This is a genomic window from Mesorhizobium sp. B2-8-5 (genome assembly GCF_006440675.2).
GTDB lineage: Bacteria > Pseudomonadota > Alphaproteobacteria > Rhizobiales > Rhizobiaceae > Mesorhizobium.
Map to the genome: position 1 here is coordinate 2987133 of NZ_CP083951.1, position 17486 is coordinate 3004618.

15 protein-coding genes are annotated in these 17486 nt (G+C 65.3%); 9 read left to right on the plus strand and 6 right to left on the minus strand.

Annotated features, from left to right (window positions below):
- Positions 1 to 2 precede the first annotated feature (2 nt).
- Positions 3 to 1634, minus strand: coding sequence for an amidohydrolase (locus tag FJ430_RS14565; protein ID WP_140706724.1), 1632 nt, complete (start codon positions 1632 to 1634; stop codon positions 3 to 5).
- 303 nt (positions 1635 to 1937) lie between these two features.
- On the opposite strand from FJ430_RS14565, the gene FJ430_RS14570 reads away from it, so the two are divergent.
- The 5 genes from FJ430_RS14570 to FJ430_RS14590 are packed head-to-tail and all read left to right on the plus strand — an operon-like array spanning position 1938 to position 6832.
- Positions 1938 to 3212, plus strand: coding sequence for a flavin-containing monooxygenase (locus tag FJ430_RS14570; RefSeq protein WP_140706722.1), 1275 nt, complete (start codon positions 1938 to 1940; stop codon positions 3210 to 3212).
- A 35-nt stretch (positions 3213 to 3247) separates the two neighbouring features.
- Positions 3248 to 3664 (plus strand): RidA family protein, encoded by a 417-nt coding sequence (locus tag FJ430_RS14575; RefSeq protein ID WP_140640275.1) that lies wholly within the window; start codon positions 3248 to 3250, stop codon positions 3662 to 3664.
- 5 nt (positions 3665 to 3669) lie between these two features.
- A complete protein-coding gene (locus FJ430_RS14580) occupies positions 3670 to 4344 on the plus strand; it encodes a DUF1028 domain-containing protein (RefSeq protein ID WP_140706720.1) in 675 nt (224 codons plus the stop codon).
- Positions 4345 to 4366: 22 nt separating this feature from the next.
- Positions 4367 to 5857, plus strand: coding sequence for an aldehyde dehydrogenase (locus FJ430_RS14585; RefSeq protein WP_140706718.1), 1491 nt, complete (start codon positions 4367 to 4369; stop codon positions 5855 to 5857).
- Positions 5858 to 5902: 45 nt separating this feature from the next.
- On the plus strand, positions 5903 to 6832 hold the full coding sequence (locus FJ430_RS14590; RefSeq protein ID WP_140640269.1) for a LysR family transcriptional regulator: 930 nt from the start codon (positions 5903 to 5905) through the stop codon (positions 6830 to 6832).
- A 6-nt stretch (positions 6833 to 6838) separates the two neighbouring features.
- Here the strand turns inward: FJ430_RS14590 and argE are convergent, their stop codons facing one another.
- Positions 6839 to 7996, minus strand: a complete 1158-nt coding sequence (gene argE, locus FJ430_RS14595; RefSeq protein WP_140706716.1) for an acetylornithine deacetylase — start codon at positions 7994 to 7996, stop codon at positions 6839 to 6841.
- A 220-nt stretch (positions 7997 to 8216) separates the two neighbouring features.
- Between argE and FJ430_RS14600 the strand changes: the two genes are divergently transcribed.
- The 4 genes from FJ430_RS14600 to FJ430_RS14615 all read left to right on the plus strand — a co-directional run bounded on the left by FJ430_RS14600 (position 8217) and on the right by FJ430_RS14615 (position 12780).
- Positions 8217 to 10286 (plus strand): NAD(P)-binding protein, encoded by a 2070-nt coding sequence (locus FJ430_RS14600; RefSeq protein WP_140706714.1) that lies wholly within the window; start codon positions 8217 to 8219, stop codon positions 10284 to 10286.
- Positions 10287 to 10515: 229 nt separating this feature from the next.
- Positions 10516 to 11295: an SDR family NAD(P)-dependent oxidoreductase gene (locus FJ430_RS14605; RefSeq protein WP_140706712.1), complete on the plus strand. Its 780-nt coding sequence runs from the start codon at positions 10516 to 10518 to the stop codon at positions 11293 to 11295.
- Complete coding sequence (locus tag FJ430_RS14610; RefSeq protein ID WP_226892195.1) at positions 11292 to 11888, plus strand: SDR family oxidoreductase; 597 nt, start codon at positions 11292 to 11294, stop codon at positions 11886 to 11888. Before FJ430_RS14605 ends, FJ430_RS14610 begins: the two co-directional genes overlap by 4 nt.
- The gene (locus tag FJ430_RS14615) at positions 11872 to 12780 is read left to right on the plus strand and encodes an aldose 1-epimerase (protein WP_140706710.1); all 909 of its coding nucleotides are present in this window, start codon (positions 11872 to 11874) and stop codon (positions 12778 to 12780) included. The genes FJ430_RS14610 and FJ430_RS14615 overlap by 17 nt, the downstream gene beginning before the upstream one ends.
- Here FJ430_RS14615 and FJ430_RS14620 read toward each other — a convergent pair.
- The 4 genes from FJ430_RS14620 to FJ430_RS14635 all read right to left on the minus strand — a co-directional run bounded on the left by FJ430_RS14620 (position 12777) and on the right by FJ430_RS14635 (position 17253).
- The gene (locus FJ430_RS14620) at positions 12777 to 13538 is read right to left on the minus strand and encodes an SDR family NAD(P)-dependent oxidoreductase (RefSeq protein ID WP_140706708.1); all 762 of its coding nucleotides are present in this window, start codon (positions 13536 to 13538) and stop codon (positions 12777 to 12779) included. The two genes, FJ430_RS14615 and FJ430_RS14620, sit on opposite strands and share 4 nt — an antisense overlap.
- A complete protein-coding gene (locus FJ430_RS14625) occupies positions 13535 to 15070 on the minus strand; it encodes a sugar ABC transporter ATP-binding protein (protein WP_226892196.1) in 1536 nt (511 codons plus the stop codon). The genes FJ430_RS14620 and FJ430_RS14625 overlap by 4 nt, the downstream gene beginning before the upstream one ends.
- Before the next feature lie 83 nt (positions 15071 to 15153).
- Entirely contained in the window at positions 15154 to 16128 is a 975-nt protein-coding gene (locus tag FJ430_RS14630; RefSeq protein ID WP_140706704.1) for a sugar ABC transporter substrate-binding protein, read from the minus strand.
- Positions 16129 to 16242: 114 nt separating this feature from the next.
- A complete protein-coding gene (locus FJ430_RS14635; RefSeq protein WP_140640253.1) occupies positions 16243 to 17253 on the minus strand; it encodes an ABC transporter permease in 1011 nt (336 codons plus the stop codon).
- Positions 17254 to 17486 lie beyond the last annotated feature (233 nt).

A 17486-nucleotide genomic window follows, 5' to 3' on the forward strand; every position in this document is an offset into this window, starting at 1 on the left:
CCTCAAGCCGCGGGTTCGTCCCAGACCGATCTGCCGCCGACGATCGTTTTCAGCACCTTGATGTCCGCGATTCTGTCCGGCTCGACCTGCAGCGGATCATCGGAAAGGACGATGAAGTCGGCGAGCTTTCCCGCCGCCAAACTGCCCTCGTCGTTTTCCCGGTGGCAGGCAAAGGCCGCCCCCAGCGTATAGGCATGAACCGCCTGCGCGACGCTGGTCCTCTGCTCAGGGACCCAGCCGCCTTCCGGCTGGTGGTCCCGGCTCTGGCGCAACACCGCATTGCGAATGCCGATGAGTGGATTGAGGTCGACGATGGGCCAGTCAGTTCCGAACGCGACGGCGCCCGCGGCCTCGAGGATGGAGCGAACAGGAAAGGCCCGTGGAAGAGATCCGGAGCCGACACGCACCTCCCAAAGCCCTTCCATTCCGAGCCATTGGTCTCGTGGATAGATCATGGCGGGCTGGAAGCTGGCTATCGCTCCTATCTCGCCAAAACGCTCGATGTCGCGCGCGGTGGGTATTTCGCAATGCTCTACCCGCGGCCGGCGCTGCCGCGAGCGTTCCCCGTCCGCGGCATAGGCGTCGAGGGCCATTTCGATGGCCCCCGTTCCGATCGCGTGCGTCCAGACCTGAAATCCTTCCCGCTGCGCATGGCTGACGGCCGCGTTGTAGGCCGATACCTTCCAAAGGCATGTTCCGGTTTCGCCCGGTTTGTCGGCATAGCCCTGGGGCATGAAGCCGGTGTGGGATTCCAGCACGCCGTCCAGGAAGAATTTGACGACGCGCCCGTCGAGAAAGTCAGGGTCGAGGCCACCCCTCCATCCGGATACGCGCGCAATCACCTCGTCGAGGTTCGACTCCGGGTTTGCAATGCTGGAAAGCGTGAACCGCAGGCTTAGCTCGCCATTCGCGAATATCTCTGCCAGCAAGGGAACTGCTTCGTCATCCATCCCCGCGCTTTGGACCCGCGACAATCCCAAACGGTTTGCTTCCTTGATGGCGCGAAGCAGCGCCGATCGCATATCGGATTTCGAGGATTGGGGAACCAGGGTTTCAAGCTGGGACCAGGCTCTCTCCTTCAACCACCCGGTCGGCTCGCCGCTCGCGTCTCTCACGATCTCGCCACCTTCGGGGGTGGGCGTGTCCCTTCTGATGCCGGCAAGTTCCAGCGCCTTGCTGTTCACCCAGGCCGCGTGCGCCATGCCGGAGCGGAAGAAAACGGGGCGATCGGCAACAACCTGATCGAGCAGCGATTTGTGGAAGCCGCCTTCGGGGAGATCGGGGTAGCCATAACTGAATTCGCTGCCCACGATCCATGCGCGGTCGGGATGGGTTTGCGAATAGGCCTTCAACCGGGCGAGGACGTCGCCAAAGGTGTTTGCCTCGCGCAACCGTACTTCATCGAGATATTTGCTCCCCCAGGCAAAATGGACATGGGAGTCGATGAAGGCCGGCATTGCGAACCGACTCTGGAGATCGACGATTTCGGCATTCGCGGAGGCCTGCGCCCTGACGGAGGACCAAGAGCCGACAGCAACGATGCGGTCGCCGCGAACCAGCATCGCCTCAGCAACGGGATTCGCCGCATCGACCGTGTATAGCGCGCCGTTTGTATAAAGGGTCTCTCGCGCCATTTCACTCTCAGCGGTCGTCGCTCTGATGCGGGTGACGCAGGGAACCACCAAACCCAAGGCGCAAGAATTATTTTTTCCAGCACCCGTGCTTAGGGTCCGCCTAAGCTTTTCCCGATGTCCGGAGGCGGGTCTTGCTGATCGTGATCGCTGGAATTGGGCGCCCCTCGGCGATCCCGTTCCAGCGTTTAGGGATAAGCTAAGCACTGACACATGAAATCATAATTTTCGCTCCGCCAGCCCGTCACTAAAAGCAAACCGGACCTCCATCGCAGCGGCGAAAGCCCTATCGAAAGAGACGTGGATATGTCGGTTGAGAAGGTAGACACGCTCGTCGTCGGCGGCGGCCAGGCCGGGGTGGCGATGAGCGAGCACCTGAGCAAATGCGGGGTGCCTCATCTCGTCCTCGAACGCGGCCGGATCGCCGAACGCTGGCGCTCGCAGCGGTGGGACTCCCTGGTCGCCAACGGTCCGGCCTGGCATGACCGTTTTCCGGGCATGGAGTTTCCCGTGACTGGCCCCGATGGCTTCCCTTCCAAGGAGGAGGTCGCCGACTATTTCGTCGCCTATGCAAAGCAGATCAACGCGCCGATCCGCTGCGGCGTGGAGGTCAAGCTCGTGCAGAGAAATGTCGGCCGTCCGGGATTTCGCGTCGAGACGTCGGATGGCGTGATCGAAGCCAACAGCATTGTTGCCGCGACCGGACCTTTTCAGGTCCCCGTCATCCCGCCCGTCGTTCCTGCGGATGCCGGCATCCTGCAAATCCACTCCAGCGCCTACCGCAACCCGGCGCAACTGCCAAAGGGTGCGGTGCTGGTGGTCGGCGCGGGATCCTCGGGCGTGCAGATTGCCGACGAGTTGCAGCGCTCAGGCAGGCGCGTCTATCTCTCGGTCGGCCCGCATGATCGCCCGCCGCGCGCCTATCGCGGCCGCGACTTCTGCTGGTGGCTGGGCGTTCTCGGCAAATGGGACCTGGAGACCCCGGGACCCGGCACGGAACATGTCACGATCGCGGTCAGCGGCGCTCGCGGCGGCGAGACGATCGATTTCCGCCGCCTGGCCGCGCAGGGGCTTACGCTTGTCGGCATGACAAAGACATACCAGGACGGCGTGATGACTTTCGCGCCGGACCTTGCAAAGAACATTACCCGCGGCGACGCCAATCTGATGTCGCTGCTGGACGAAGCCGATGCCTATGTTGCCCGCAACGGTCTCGACCTTCCGGAAGAACCCGCTCTGCGCAAGATCGACCCTGATCCGGACTGCGTGACCAATCCGATCCGCGAACTCGACCTGGCCGAGGCCGGGGTCGCGACGATCATCTGGGCAACGGGCTTTGCCGTCGATTACAGCTGGCTGAAGGTCGACGCTTTCGACGAGAAGGGCCGGCCAAGGCATCAGCGCGGCGTCTCGGTCGAGCCCGGGATCTACTTCCTGGGACTGCCCTGGCAGTCGCGAAGAGGGTCGAGCTTCATCTGGGGCGTCTGGCACGATGCCAAGCACGTGGCCGACCGTATTTCGACGCAGCGCAAATATCTGGCCTATCACGCCGCCGCGACCCGCGAGCCCGTGGACGCCTGACCAAAGCTGCGAGCCCGACCCTTATGGAGACCAAGATGGCGCATACGCGAATTCGCAAATTCAATACCAAGGACACCTATCCCGAGCAGAAGCTCGACAATGATCTCTGCCAGGCGGTCGTCACGCGTGGCGGCCGGACCGTCTATCTGCGTGGGCAGTGCCCGCAGGACCTCGATACGGCGAAGAACATCGACAGCCACGATCCGGTCGAACAGACCCACAAGGTCATGCAGAACATCAGGCAGCTCATCGAGGAATGCGGCGGCACGATGGAGCATCTGGTGAAGGTGGTTATCTACATCACCGACGTCCGCCATCGCGAAGCCGTCTACCGGACGATGGGCGAGTACATCAAGGGCGTCCATCCGGTTTCCACCGGGCTGGTCGTATCGGCCTTGGCGCGGCCGGAATGGCTGGTCGAGATCGACGGCACCGCCGTCATCCCGGACTGAACGCCATGACCTTTTCCATCGTTGCACGGTGCCGGCGCACAGGCATGTTCGGCGTCGCGGTGTCATCGTCGTCTCCCGCGGTCGCGGCGCGTTGCGCCTACGCGCAGGCTGGCGTCGGCGCGGTCGCCAGCCAGAACGTCACCGACCCGACGCTCGGGCCACGGGCGCTGGCGTTGATGGCGCGCGGCGCCTCGGCCACGGAGGCCGTCGCGATCCTGAAGCGCACGGGCGCTTTTATCGAATACCGGCAGATACTGGCTGTCGACGCCGCGGGCGTCAGCGTGATCCACTCCGGGCCGAAAGCGCTCGGCATCTGGGCCGAGGCGCGCGGCGAGGACGTGGCCTGCGGCGGCAACCTGCTTGCAAACGACGGCGTCCCGCGCGCCATGGTCGAGGCCTTCCTTGCCTCCGAAGGCGATCTCGGCGATCGGCTGATCGCCACGATGCGCGCCGCGCTCAAAGCAGGCGGCGAGGCGGGGCCTGTCCGCTCCGCCGGCATGAAGCTGGTGCGCGATGTATCCTGGCCCGTCGCCGACCTGCGTTGTGACTGGACCGAGGACTGCCCGATCGAGCAGCTGGCAACGTTGTGGGACATCTACAAGCCCCAGCTCGATGCCTACGTGACCCGCGCCCTCAACCCGTCCGGCGCGCCGAGCTACGGCGTCCCCGGTGACGAATAGTCCGGCCAGTTCTGGAGTCAGCATGAGCGAACTCAGCCACAAGGAGTGGGTCGGCAAGGCGTCGGCGATCCGTTTTCGCGACAAAGCCTTCATCGACGGCAAGGCCGTGCCGGCCCGCTCCGGCCGAACCTTTGCCAGCATCAATCCGGCCACGGGAGCGACGCTCGCCGAGGTCGCTTCCTGCGGAGAAGAAGACATCGATCTGGCCGTCGCCGCGGCCCGGCGCAGCTTCGAGGCCGGCGTGTGGTCGCGAACGGCCCCCGCGCATCGCAAGCAGGTGCTGCTCAGGCTGGCGGAGCTGCTGCGCGAGAACCTGCCGGAGCTCGCGCTGCTGGAATCGCTGGATATGGGCAAGCTGGTCAAGGACGCGGCCACCATCGACGTGCCGGGCTCGGCGGCGATCTTCCAATGGTATGGCGAAGCGATCGACAAGGTCTATGACGAGGTGGCGCCGACCGGCCATGGCGACTTGGCACTGGTACGACGCGAGCCGCTTGGCGTCGTGGGTGCCGTGGTGCCGTGGAATTTCCCCCTCGATATGGCGACCTGGAAATGCGCGCCGGCGCTGGCGGCGGGCAATTCGGTGGTGCTGAAGCCGGCCGAGCAATCGCCTTTCTCGGCGCTCAGGCTGGCGGAGCTTGCCATGCAGGCGGGCCTGCCCGCTGGCGTGCTCAACGTGGTGCCCGGCCTCGGCGAGACGGCCGGCCAGGCGCTTGGCCGCCATATGGATGTCGATTGCCTCGCCTTCACCGGGTCGACCGCCGTGGGCAAGTTGTTCCTGCAATATTCCGGCCAGTCGAACATGAAGCAGGTCTGGCTGGAGACCGGCGGCAAGAGCCCCAATCTGGTGTTCGCGGATTGCGCGGACCTCGACGCGGCGGCCGACATGGCCGCCTTCGGCATCTTCTTCAACCAGGGCCAGGTGTGCTCGGCCAATTCCCGGCTTCTGGTGGAGCGCGGCATCAAGGATGCGCTGGTCGAGAAGCTGGCCGAGCGCGCAGCGGCGACCCAGCCCGGCGACCCGCTCGATCCGGCATCCAGGATGGGGGCGATGGTCGACGCGCGGCATGCCGCGACCGTCATGCGCTTCATCGATGGCGGCAGGAAGTCGGCCCGGTTGGTTACGGGCGGCGGCCGGATCTCGGTCGACGGGCGCGGCAGCTTCGTGCAGCCCACCATCTTCGACAATGTTGCGCCCGAGGATCCGCTTGCCCGCGACGAGATATTCGGCCCGGTGCTGTCGGTCATCGCCTTCGACACCGAAGACGAGGCGCTCCGGATTGCCAATGACAGCGTCTACGGGCTGGCGGCATCGCTTTGGACCGACAGCCTGTCGCGGGCACACCGCATCGCGGAGAGACTGCGGGTGGGTACGGTTTCGGTGAACACCGTCGATGCGCTGAGCCCGATGACACCCTTCGGCGGCTTCAAGCAGTCCGGCTTCGGGCGCGACCTGTCGCTGCACGCGCTCGACAAATACACGGCGCTGAAGACCACCTGGATCAAGTACTGAGGGCCGTGACCTTGATCACCGGGTGCAAACCGGCAACATAGGACCATGCCGCTCCGCTTCACACTCAGACAGCTCGAGTACTTCGTCGCCGTCGGCGAGGCGGGTTCGATTGCCAAGGCGGCCGAGCAGGTCAATGTCTCGCCACCCTCGATCTCGGCCTCGATCGCCCAGCTCGAAGCGGAGTTCGGCGTCCAGCTCTTCGTGCGCAAGCACTCGCATGCCTTGGCGCTGACGGCAGGCGGGCGCCTTTTCCTCAAGGAAGCCGCGCGGCTGCTCAACGATGCGGATGCGCTGCATGACATTGCCGGCGATATCGCGGAAAAAGTGCGCGGACCGCTGGCGATCGGCTGCCTGCTGACCTTTGCGCAGATCGTGCTGCCGGCGCTGCGCCGGAAATTCGAGGACGCCTTTCCGGATGTGCGCGTCAGGCAGTTCGAGCGCAACCAGGGGCAATTGTTCGAGATGCTGCAGCGTGGCGAAATAGACGCAGCACTGACCTACGATCTCGAATTGTCGCAGGACATGACGTTCGAGCCGCTGATGCAGCTGCCGGCCTATGTCATGCTGCCGGCCGCGCATCGCCTGGCCGCGAGGGCGGGCATCACGCCCGAGGAATTGGTCGACGAGCCGATGGTGCTGCTCGATCTGCCCTATAGCCGCGAATATTTCCTCTCGGCGTTCCAAGGCCTGCGGCCCAGGATCGTCGAGCGCACTGGCGATATCGCAGTGATGCGTTCGATGGTGGCCAATGGCTTCGGCTACGGCATCGCCAATATGCGGCCGCTCAACACCATGTCGCCGGACGGCAAGCTGCTGGTCTTCGTGCCCTTGCTGGGGGACCTGCGGCCGCTGACCATGGGAATCGCGCTGCCGAACGCCGAGCACCGCACGCTGACGGTGCAGGCCTTCATCGACCACTGCCGCCGCTTCGTGGTCGAGCAGGGCGTCTTCGGCACCGAACGCATCGTCAAGTGAGCGATATCACGGCCAGCCGTCGGCGAGCCGTGACAGCAGCCTCTCCAGCATCTCGTCGCAACGCCGCAGCTGTTCGACGCTGACGAATTCGTCCGGCTTGTGCCCCTGCGCCATCGAGCCCGGTCCGCAGACGACGGCGGGCGTGCCGAGATCGCGGCTGAACAAGCCGCCTTCCGTGCCGAAAGCGACCTTCATGGTGCTGTTGGCGCCGGTCAGCGATTTGACGAAGGCGACGGCTTCCGAAGCGGCCGGCGTGTCGAGACCCGGATAGGTGTTGGTGATCTCGATGTCGATCGCCGCTTCGGGCGCGATCGAAGCGGCGTCGGCGGCAATGCGCGCCGCAGCACTGCGCAGCCTGTCGAGAATGCCGGCGGCATCGTCGGCGGCGACGTTGCGGATCTCGAAATCGACCTGGCAAAGGTTGGACACGATGTTGAGCGCCACGCCGGCATTGATCTTGCCGACATGCACGGTCGTGTAGGGAATGTCGTAGTCGCCGTCGCGAGCGCCGTCGCGGGCCAGCCGATCCTGTTCGTCGCGCAAGGCCCGCACGAAATCACAACCGAGATGGATGGCGTTGAGCGCCAGCGGGGCGAGCGCCGAATGGCCTTCGCGTCCCTTGCAGAGAGCGCGCGCCGCAAGCTTGCCCTTGTGCCCGGTCGCCACCTGCATGTTGGTCGGCTCGCCGACGATGCACAGCAGCGGCCGTTGGGGCGCTGCACTCAGCATTTCGATCAGGTCGCGCACGCCGAGACATCCGACTTCCTCGTCGTAGGAGAGCGCCAGATGCAAGGGCGTGCGCAGCGCCATCTTCCGGGCCTTGAGACAGGCCGCGAGAGCTGAGGCCACGAAACCCTTCATGTCCGCCGCGCCGCGCCCGAAAAGCTTGCCGTCGCGCTTGGTCATCGCGAATGGCGGCAGGGTCCAGTTCTGGCCGTCGACGGGAACGACGTCGGTATGGCCGGACAGCATGATGCCGGGCTTGTCGGCCGGTCCGATGGTGGCAAAGAGATTGGCCTTGTGGCCGTCCGCGCTGTGGATGATCTGGTTGGCGATGCCGCTCTCTCCGAGCAGCTCCGCCGCATAGCCGATGAGGTCGAGGTTCGAGTCGCGGCTCACTGTCGGGAAGGCGATCAACTTTTCGAGGATCCTGGTGCTGTCCATATCTCTTGTTCCGTTGCCGCAGCCGGCTGTTTACATCGCGCCGTAGCGGTCCTGAAGTCGCATTTGGCTCAGCCCCGATTCATCGCAGGCTAATCCATGCAAGGGCGATTAGGCGCGTCCTAATCCGCGCAGAAGAAATCCATAGTTTTCCCGCGCCGGCGCCAACTTATGAGTAGTCTCGGCAACTGCGGCAGCGCCAAGCCGACAGGAAGGAAGCACCATGCGCGACCCACGCTACGACATTCTGTTCGAGCCGATGAAGATCGGTCCGGTGACGGCCAAGAACCGTTTCTACCAGGTTCCCCATTGCAATGGCGGCGGCTATCGCGATCCTTCCGCCGCTGCCGAGATGCGCCGGATGAAATCCGAAGGTGGCTGGGGCGTCATTTTCACCGAACAGACGGAGATGCACCACACCTCCGAGATCACGCCCTTCATCGAGCTCAGGCTGTGGGACGACGCCGATATTCCGGCCTTGGCCAAGATGGCCAAGGCGATGCACGAATATGGCGCGCTGGCCGGCGTCCAACTCGCCTATTCCGGCATCAACGGCCCCAATCTCTACACCAAGGAGGTCCCGCGCGGGCCGTCGGCCTTGCCGATCCGCACCTTCACCAACGATCCGGTGCAGGCGCGCGCGATGGACAGAGAGGATATTCGCGACCTGCGCCGCTGGCACCGCAACGCCTTCAAACGCGCCAAGCAGGCAGGCTTCGATTTGGTCTGCCTTTACGGCGCGCACGGCTTCGGCATCATCCAGCACTTCCTGTCCACTGCCACCAACCAGCGCAGCGACGAATATGGCGGCTCGCTGGAAAACCGCTCGCGGCTGATGCGCGAGCTGATCGAGGAAGGGCGCGACGCGATCGGCGACACGTGCGGCCTGACGCTCAGGCTGTCGCTCGACGAGATGATCGGTGAGCTTGGCTTCGCCAATTCGGAAGTCCGCGACATGATCGAGATGCATGCCGAGCTGCCTGATCTCTGGGATCTCGCCCACGGCGCCTGGGAGGACTGCTCGGGACCGTCGCGCTTCAAGGAAGAGGCGGCGCAGGAAAGCCTCGTCTCCGGCATCAAGAAGCTGACCTCGAGGCCGGTCGTCGGCGTCGGCCGCTTCACCTCGCCGGATGTCATGGTCAGGATGATCAAGTCGGGCACGCTCGACTTCATCGGCTGCGCCCGCCCGTCGATCGCCGATCCCTTCCTGCCGAGGAAGGTCGAGGAAGGCCGCATCGAGGATATCCGCGAATGCATCGGCTGCAACATCTGCATCACCGGCGACATGACGATGTCGATCTCGCGCTGCACGCAGAACCCGACCTTCATGGAGGAATGGCGCAAGGGCTGGCATCCGGAGCGCATGCAGGCAAAGGGCGACAGCGACAGCGTGCTGATCGTCGGCGCCGGGCCCGCCGGGTTGGAGGCCGCCCGCGCGCTCGGCCTGCGCGGCTACCAGGTGGCCATTGCGGAAGCCGGCACCGAGCTTGGTGGCCGCGTGGCGCGCGAGTGCCTGCTGCCGGGCCTGTCGGCCTGGGGCCGGGTGCGCGACTACCGGCAGTACCAGCTCAGCCAGATGCCGAATGTCGACATCTATTTCGAGAGCCGGCTGTCGGCGGACGACATCCTGTCCTTCGGCTTCCAGAACGTCGCCATCGCCACCGGATCGACCTGGCGTCGCGACGGCGTGGCACGCGCCCATGTCGTGCCGATGCCGATCGACGCCGCAATGCCGGTCTACACGCCCGACGATCTGATGGGCGGCAAGGTGCCCTCCGGCAACGTCGTGCTGTTCGACGACGACCACTATTACATGGGCGGCGTGCTGGCCGAGCTGATGGCGCGCCAGGGCGCGAAGGTGACCTTGGTGACCCCTTCGGCCTATGTCTCGGACTGGACCCGCAACACGCTGGAGCAGGGGGCCATCCACCGCCGCCTGGCGGAGTTGGGGGTCGATATCGTCCTCAACAGGACCGTCACGAGCATCGTTTCGGGCGGCCTCGCGACGGCCTGCGTCTATACCGGCGCGAAACAGGACATGGCCGCCGATGCCGTCGTCCTGGTGACGTCGCGCAATCAGGACGACGCCGTCTGGCACGCGCTGAAAGCCCGGGAAAACGAGTGGGCCAACAATGGCATCCGTTCGGTCAAGGTCATCGGCGATGCGGAAGCGCCGGGACCGATCGCCTGGGCTACCTATGCCGGCCATCGCTTCGCCCGCGAACTGGACGAAGCCGATATCGGTGACGCGCTGCCTTTCCGGCGTGAGGTGACGGCGCTGGCGGACGGCTAGCGCCGCTCAACTGGGACCCCTTCGAGGCGATCGACCGGCGCGGTAGCGCTTTGCTAGATCCGCGCGGCTTCCGTCGGCAGATCGTGCCGAGGCTGAAATGGCTCTGGTCATCCAAGGAAATCCGATATCATCGGCTCCGTTTTTGGACTTCCTTGACCTTTGATATTATTATAATAGCTTCATATCGAAGGGTGATCTTCATATCGAAGGGTGATGATGACGGCGCGCAATGCGGTGTAACTTATCGGATCGGGTCGCCTTGGTTACCGGGGCGGCGGGCGCAATCGGAAGTGCCATCGCCAAACGGCTTTCGGATAACGGGGCCGCGGTTGTCGTCGCGGACATCGACATGGCAGGCGCCGAGCGCGTCGCGGCCGGACTGTGCAATGCGAGGGCCTGCGCGCTCGATATTCGCGACGGCCAATCGGTCGATGCCGCGATCGCCAGGGTTTGCGAGCAGTACGGACGGCTCGACATCCTGGTCAACAATGCCGGCGTCAATACCTTGGCGCACCGCGTCACCATAGACGAATTTCCTGCCGAGGAGTGGGATCGCATCACCGGCATCGACCTCGACGGCCTCTACATCATGAGCCGCGCCGCATTGGCGCCGATGCTTGCGGCCGGGAGGGGTGGACGTATCGTCAACATCGCTTCGGTCGTCGGCCTTGCCGCGATGCGCCTGCAAAGCCCGTTCGTCGCCGCCAAGGCCGCCATCGTGCATCTGACGCGGTCGATGGCGATCGAACTGGGCGCCCAGGGGATCCTTACCAATGCGGTCGCGCCCGGCTCGGTGATGACTGCGCTGACCGCCAAGCTGTTCTACGGGGACGACGGCAAGTTCGCCGGGCGCACCCAGGAGTTCCTCGCCCATGTGCCGCTCGGCCGGCCGGCCCAGCCGGAGGAGATCGCCGAAGCGGTGCTGTTCCTGGCTTCTCCGGCCGCCAGCTACATCAACGGCCAGGTGCTGGCCGTCGATGGCGGCTGGACCGCGGGATACATGATGTGAGCGCCGCCATGGAAATCGATCTTGCCGGCGCCACGATCGCGCTGGACGGCGAAACCAATGCGATCGTCGACGCGGTGCTCGCCGCATTGCGCGCCAATGGCGGTCATATCGTCGAGGGCGCCCCCACGCGCGCCGCCGCCGATATCCTGCTGATCTCGTGTCCGCTACGCCCGGGAACGAAAGCCGAAGATCCGCGCTCCCTGTATGCCGATGCGCGCAAGGCCGCCATGACGATGACCGAGCGCGGCGGCCGCATCGTCTTCCTGATCTCGGCGGTCGCCGGCATGCCGATGCGTCGCCATCCGCGCTTTTCCATGGAGAACGCGTCGATCCTTGCCGGGATGCGTGCCCTGGCCATGGAATTCGGGCCGAAAATCCTGGTCAATGCGGTTGGCTTCGGCGCGGTCGAGGACGACGCCATCGTTACAGGCGACAAGGCGATGCTCAGCCACACCCCGGTCGGCCGCGCCGGCAGCATCGAGGAAGCGGTCGCCGCGGTGCTGTTCTTCTGCGATCCGTTGAACAGCTACACCACCGGGCAGATGCTGGGCGTCGACGGCGGCTGGGCGGCGGGCTATGGGCGCAACTTCTGAGGCGCCGACACTGAGGGCAGGGGCGCTGGACGTCGAACTGGCACCGGCAATCGGCGGCAGCGTCAGCGCGATGCGCTGGCGCGGCGTTGATCTCATGCGCCGGCTTTCGGATGACGATCGCGATGCGGGCAACGTGCTGGGCGTCGCCATGTTCCCGATGGTGCCCTACGCCAACCGCATCGCCGGCAACGAATTCGACTTCGGGGCAAGGCGCTGGCGGGTTCTGCCCAACAATCCGCCTGAGACATTCAACGTGCATGGCAGCGGCTGGAAACAGCCGTGGACCGTCACCGGAAGCGGTGCCGCCGCGGCCACGCTGGTGCTTGAGGTCGCCGCCGGCGCGGAACCCTATTCCTATCGCGCCGAGCAGGCCTTTGTCGTCTCGGAGGAGGGTCTCGGCGTCACGATGACGCTGACCAACACCGGGCCGGTTCCCATGCCGTTCGGCTTTGGCTTGCATCCGTGGTTCGATCGAGATCGCGGCGTGACGCTGCAATTCAGCGCCCGGCGCTTCCATCTCGAAGAGCCCGAAGGCATTTCGGGCGATCCGATCACGCTGCCGCCCGAACTGGATTTCGCGAAGGGCGGGCCGCTGCCCGACGGTTGGCGCAACAATGACTACGGCGGCTGGACCGGCGAAGCGATCATCCGCTTTCCGTCGCGCGGCGCCGGATTGCGGATCGCCGCCGATCCCGTCTTCAAGCATCTGATGCTCTATGCCGACCCGACCAAGCCCTATTTCTGCCTGGAACCGCAGACGAATGCCTCGGGCGCTTTCGGCCGTGGCCGATGGAGCGATCCGGATGAAGGCGTGATCGTGCTTGCGCCCGGCGAAAGCGCGGCGGGCGCCGTCTCGTTCATGCCGTTCGCGCTTCCACCCGGGGCAGCTTAGAGCAGCCGGGCCAGGAGACCGCCATCCACCTGCATGGCGCTGCCGGTGACGAAGGACGAGGCGTCCGAGATCAGGAAGCCGATGGCGCTGGCGATCTCGGAGGGGTTGGCGATGCGCGCGATCCTGTTGGGTTCGAAAGAGAGGCCCAGCGCTTCCGCGCCGCCGGCCGCCTCCAGCCCGTCCAGTGTCATTCGGGTGGCGACCGAGCCGACAAGCACGGCGTTGACGCGGATGCGGTCGACGGCATAGTCGAGCGCCATCTGTCGCGACAATCCAACGACCGCCGCCTTTGTCGCCGCATAGGCTGGCACGCCGGGAACCGTGGCATCGGCGTGCACCGAGGCGATGTTGACGATCGAGCCGCCGCCAGCCGCGCGCAGCAGCGGCAAGGTCGCGCGGCAGACACGGAAGATGGCGGTCAGGTTGACAGCAATGGTCCTGTCCCAGTCTTCGTCGGAAAGCTCCTCGAGCCGCTTGCCGGTCGGATAGATGCCGGCGCAGTTGACGACGGCGTCAAGCCCGCCGAACCGCTCCGTCGCCTCCGCCACGGCCGCTCGCACCTCGATTTCGCGGGCGAGATCCGTCTTGCGAAAGATCAATTTGTCGCCGGCGTAACGGCCGGCAAGTGCCTTGCCCTCCTCGGCATCCAGCCCGGCGCCGAACACGGCCGCGCCCTGAGCGACGAGATATTCGGCCGTCGCCCGGCCGATGCCGGTGGCCGCGCCGGTCACCAGAACGCGTTTGCCGGCGAACATCATGGCAATACCTGCACCTGCGAAGCGTGGCGTTCTGCTTGCGCCGTGGTCACCGAACGCAGCACGCGATCCTCGCCGCCTTCGCCGCGTCTGAATTCGTCGACGATGCGGCCATCGGCAACGACGAGGCAACGGTCGCAAAGACCAATCAGCTCCTCGAGCTCGGAGGCCACGATCAGCAGGCCCACGCCCTTTTCGGCAAGGTCGACCACGAGCCGGTAGATTTCGTGCCGGGTTGCCGCGTCGACGCCTTTGGTCGGCTCGTCGAGCAGCAGCACTTTCGGCGCGCGCATCAGCACGCGGGCGAACAGAAGTTTTTGCTGGTTGCCGCCCGAAAGATGGCTGACCGAAGCCTGCGGCGACGATGCCTTGACGTTGAGCGCGCGCATGGCGGCCAGGATGGAGCTGCGTTCAAGCCCGCCGCGCACGACGCCGCGCCGCGACAAGGGGGCGAGATTGCCGATGGTGATGTTGGCGCCGACCGGCAGATTGAACAGCAGGCCGTCGCGCTTGCGGTCCTCGGTCAGAAGCGCAATGCCGGCGGCACGGGCGTCGCCTGGCGATCTGATCGGCAGGGTCTCGCCGGCGACGCGGATTTCGCCCGTGGCCGGGACGCGGCCGTAGATGCCGTGCAGGATCTCGCTGCGGCCGGAGCCAAGCAGGCCTGCAAGCCCGACGATCTCGCCGGCGGCCACCGACAGATTGATGTCCTTGGCGCCGTGGACGGCGCCGCTATGGCCGGCGACGGTCAGATCGCGAACCTCCAGCGCGGTTGGGGCTCCGACAGAGGCCGCATGCTCGGGAAACAGCCGCTGCAATCGTTGTCCCGACATCGAGAAGATGAAGGTCTCGGCGTCGAAATCCTCCCTCGCGATGCGCACCGCCACCTGTCCGTCGCGCAGCACCGTGGCGCGGTCACAGATGGCCAGCACTTCCGGCAGCCGATGGGTGATGTAGATCATCGCCACACCTTGCGCCTTGAGGCGACGCAGCACGCTGAAGAGCGCATCGACCTCGGTGCCGGAAAGCGAGGCGGTCGGCTCGTCCAGCATGAGCACGCGCGGCTTCATGACGATGGCGCGGGCAATCATCACCAGATGTCGCTGCGCCGAAGTCAGCGATGCGACATAGGCCCTGGGATCGATGCCGATGCCAAGCTCGGCAAAAATCTCGCCCGCCTTCTGTTCCAGTTTCCGCTGGTGGACCATGAAGCCGTCGCCCAGTCCCGTGCGGCCGGCAAAGACATTCTCGGCGACCGAGAGCTGCTCGAGCACTTCGATCTCCTGCGGCACATAGCCGACACCGTTCGACCGCGCGTCGGCGGGCGAAGCGAAGCTGACGGGCCTGCCGTCGAGCTTGATGGTGCCAACATAAGAGCCGGCCGGATGCACACCGTTGAGTATCTTGACGAGCGTCGACTTGCCGGCGCCGTTCTGGCCAAGCAGAGCGTGAATCTCGCCCGGAATCACGTCGAAATCGACGCCGCGCAGCGCCTGCACGCCGCCGAAGCTCTTGGCGATTGCGATGGCCGACAATAGCGGTTCTTGGACGGCGTTGGGCAAGGCGACCCTCTCGGCGGAAGCCGGGTCCGGGCAAGCCGCGGACCCGGCGATGGGCGTTACTGGCCGGCGTTGTCCAGCATCTTGTAATAGGGGTCGAGGTCGGCGGCGGTGATCACCCTGGCCGGCAGCGGGTTGCTGTAGGGGACGGCCTTGCCCTGGGCGAGATCGCCGAGCAGTTCGGCAACCTTGGCGCTCTCTTCATAGAGCGGCTGCGCGACGATGCCGTAGGCGGCGCCCGATTTCACCAGGTCGAGATTCTGCCTGATATAGTCCATGCCGATGATGACGACGTCGCGTCCAGCCTTGCGGGCCGCGCCCGACCAGGTCTGGATGCTGTTGCCGGTGGTGCCGAAGGCCGCGGTCACGTCCGGATTGCCTTGCAGGATCGCCACCGCCTTGGCCTCGGCCGCCGATGGTTCGAAGCCTTCCATCTGGGTGTCGAGCACCTTGATGTTGGGGTACTTCTCGGCGATGGTCTTGCGGAAAGCGGCCGACATGGCGTTCTCGGTATCGTTGGACGCGCCCTGGGTGAGCGCCACTGTGCCCTTGCCGCCGAGCTTTTCGCCGATTGCGACGGCGGCGTTCTGGCCGGCGCCGGCAATATCCTCGCCTGTCGCTGCCTTCAGCCCCTGGACCGTGCCTTCCGGCGGCAGCACATGCCAGGTCACGATCGGGAATCCCTCCTTGGCCAGCTTGGAAATGTAGGAGTAGATCGCCGGATCGGGACCATAGACGCCGATCGCGTCGTATTTGGTGCGGGCCAGGGCGGCTTCGGCCAGCGGCAGCGTTGCTGGAATGTCCCAATTCGTCGCGCTCGGGTCGCCGACGACTTCGCAGGTGTAGCCAAGCTCCTTGCATTTGTTGAGGAAACCCGCCTGCATCAGCCGGTGCACGGGGTGATCCTTCATCGCCTGCACCCAGAGCAGATGAATATCGGCCGCCTGGGCGAGGCTCGCCGAGCCCAGCGACGCGGCAGCCGCCATGGCCGCGAAAGCAGTGCGGATCAGTCCTTTTCTCAAATCGATTTTCATGTCCTACCTCCCTTGCTTCACCGGCGTTCTTGCCGGCGTAAGATCTGCTGTTCGCGTCATCTTCCGGCGTTTGGAAATGGTCCGTGCGTGAGTTCGTTGCTCCCTCGTGGCCGGCTATGCGCCGGCGATGAAGTAGCGGCGGCGCACAATGTCGAGCCCAACGGCCATGACCATGATCACGCCCACCGCGATCTGCTGCCAGTTGGAGTTGACGCCGATGACGACGAGGCCGCTCTGCACCACCTTCAGCATCAGGATGCCGACAACGCCGCCGGCGACCGTGCCGGCGCCGCCGAACAGGCTGACACCGCCGACCACGACTCCGGCGATGACCGTCAGTTCCCAGCCGCTGCCGATCGAGGTGCCGCCGCTGCCGAGATCGGCCATGACGAACATGCCGGCAATCGCCGCCAGCGCGCCGACGACGATGAAGGCGCCGATCTTGTAGGCGCTGGTGTCGATGCCGACGAGGCGCGCCACTTCCTGGTTGCCGCCGGTGGCATAGATGTTGCGCCCGAGCACGGTGCGCCGCAGGACGAAATCGGCGGCGATCGCCGCGACGATGAAGAAGGCAAAGCTCCAGCCGAGGCCGAAGGCGAGGTCGGTGCCGCCGATCGCACTGATCGCCTCCGGCAGCGGATAGACGGGGTAGCCGCCCGTCACCACCTGGATCAGGCCCTGGCCGATGAACAGCATGCCGAGCGTCTGGATGAAGGCGGGGATGCCGAGCCTGACGACGATCAGGCCGTTGACGAGGCCGATCAGCGCACCGACGCCGACACCGCCTAGAATGGCGACGGTCACTGGCAGCGCGGCCGCCGTCATCAGCTTGGCGGCGACGACCGCGGACAGCCCGGCCACCGAGCCGACGGACAGGTCGAACTCGCCGGCGACCAGAAGGATGGTCTGGCCGATGGCGATGATGCCGACAAACGACACGACGTTGAGAATGGCGCGGATGTTGCGCTCCGACAGGAAAGCCGGTTCGAGCAGCCAGAAGAAGACGATCAGCAGAGCCATCGCCGCCAGCACGCCCACTTCGCCGATGGCAATGAAGCCGATCAGCCGCCGCCGGAACGATTGCCCATCCCGGGGCGGCGAGCTCACGTCAGCCGCGCTTTCCATCCTGACCTCCCTGGCGGCGCACGCCACCGGCCCCGCAACCGGCACCGTCACGCCCACGCCGATCCCGGCGCGCTCCTCTACGTCATTAAGATTATAATATTATAACTTGTCAACGGCGAAAATTTCAGAAGTCGGAAGACGCCGGCACATCGCTGGAAAGCACATGCCGCAGCCGCTATGAATGGCGGTGGCCGTGCGATCCGGAGCAGGATTTTCCCTTCGCGCGTCGTGCT

Bases quoted from the DNA above. Each gene is read 5' to 3' on its own strand.
- FJ430_RS14565 (WP_140706724.1), bottom strand. From the start codon at position 1,634: ATGGCGCGAGAGACCCTTTATACAAACGGCGCGCTATACACGGTCGAT.
- FJ430_RS14570 (WP_140706722.1), top strand. From the start codon at position 1,938: ATGTCGGTTGAGAAGGTAGACACGCTCGTCGTCGGCGGCGGCCAGGCC.
- FJ430_RS14575 (WP_140640275.1), top strand. From the start codon at position 3,248: ATGGCGCATACGCGAATTCGCAAATTCAATACCAAGGACACCTATCCC.
- FJ430_RS14580 (WP_140706720.1), top strand. From the start codon at position 3,670: ATGACCTTTTCCATCGTTGCACGGTGCCGGCGCACAGGCATGTTCGGC.
- FJ430_RS14585 (WP_140706718.1), top strand. From the start codon at position 4,367: ATGAGCGAACTCAGCCACAAGGAGTGGGTCGGCAAGGCGTCGGCGATC.
- FJ430_RS14590 (WP_140640269.1), top strand. From the start codon at position 5,903: ATGCCGCTCCGCTTCACACTCAGACAGCTCGAGTACTTCGTCGCCGTC.
- argE (WP_140706716.1), bottom strand. From the start codon at position 7,996: ATGGACAGCACCAGGATCCTCGAAAAGTTGATCGCCTTCCCGACAGTG.
- FJ430_RS14600 (WP_140706714.1), top strand. From the start codon at position 8,217: ATGCGCGACCCACGCTACGACATTCTGTTCGAGCCGATGAAGATCGGT.
- FJ430_RS14605 (WP_140706712.1), top strand. From the start codon at position 10,516: ATGCGGTGTAACTTATCGGATCGGGTCGCCTTGGTTACCGGGGCGGCG.
- FJ430_RS14615 (WP_140706710.1), top strand. From the start codon at position 11,872: ATGGGCGCAACTTCTGAGGCGCCGACACTGAGGGCAGGGGCGCTGGAC.
- FJ430_RS14620 (WP_140706708.1), bottom strand. From the start codon at position 13,538: ATGATGTTCGCCGGCAAACGCGTTCTGGTGACCGGCGCGGCCACCGGC.
- FJ430_RS14630 (WP_140706704.1), bottom strand. From the start codon at position 16,128: ATGAAAATCGATTTGAGAAAAGGACTGATCCGCACTGCTTTCGCGGCC.
- FJ430_RS14635 (WP_140640253.1), bottom strand. From the start codon at position 17,253: ATGGAAAGCGCGGCTGACGTGAGCTCGCCGCCCCGGGATGGGCAATCG.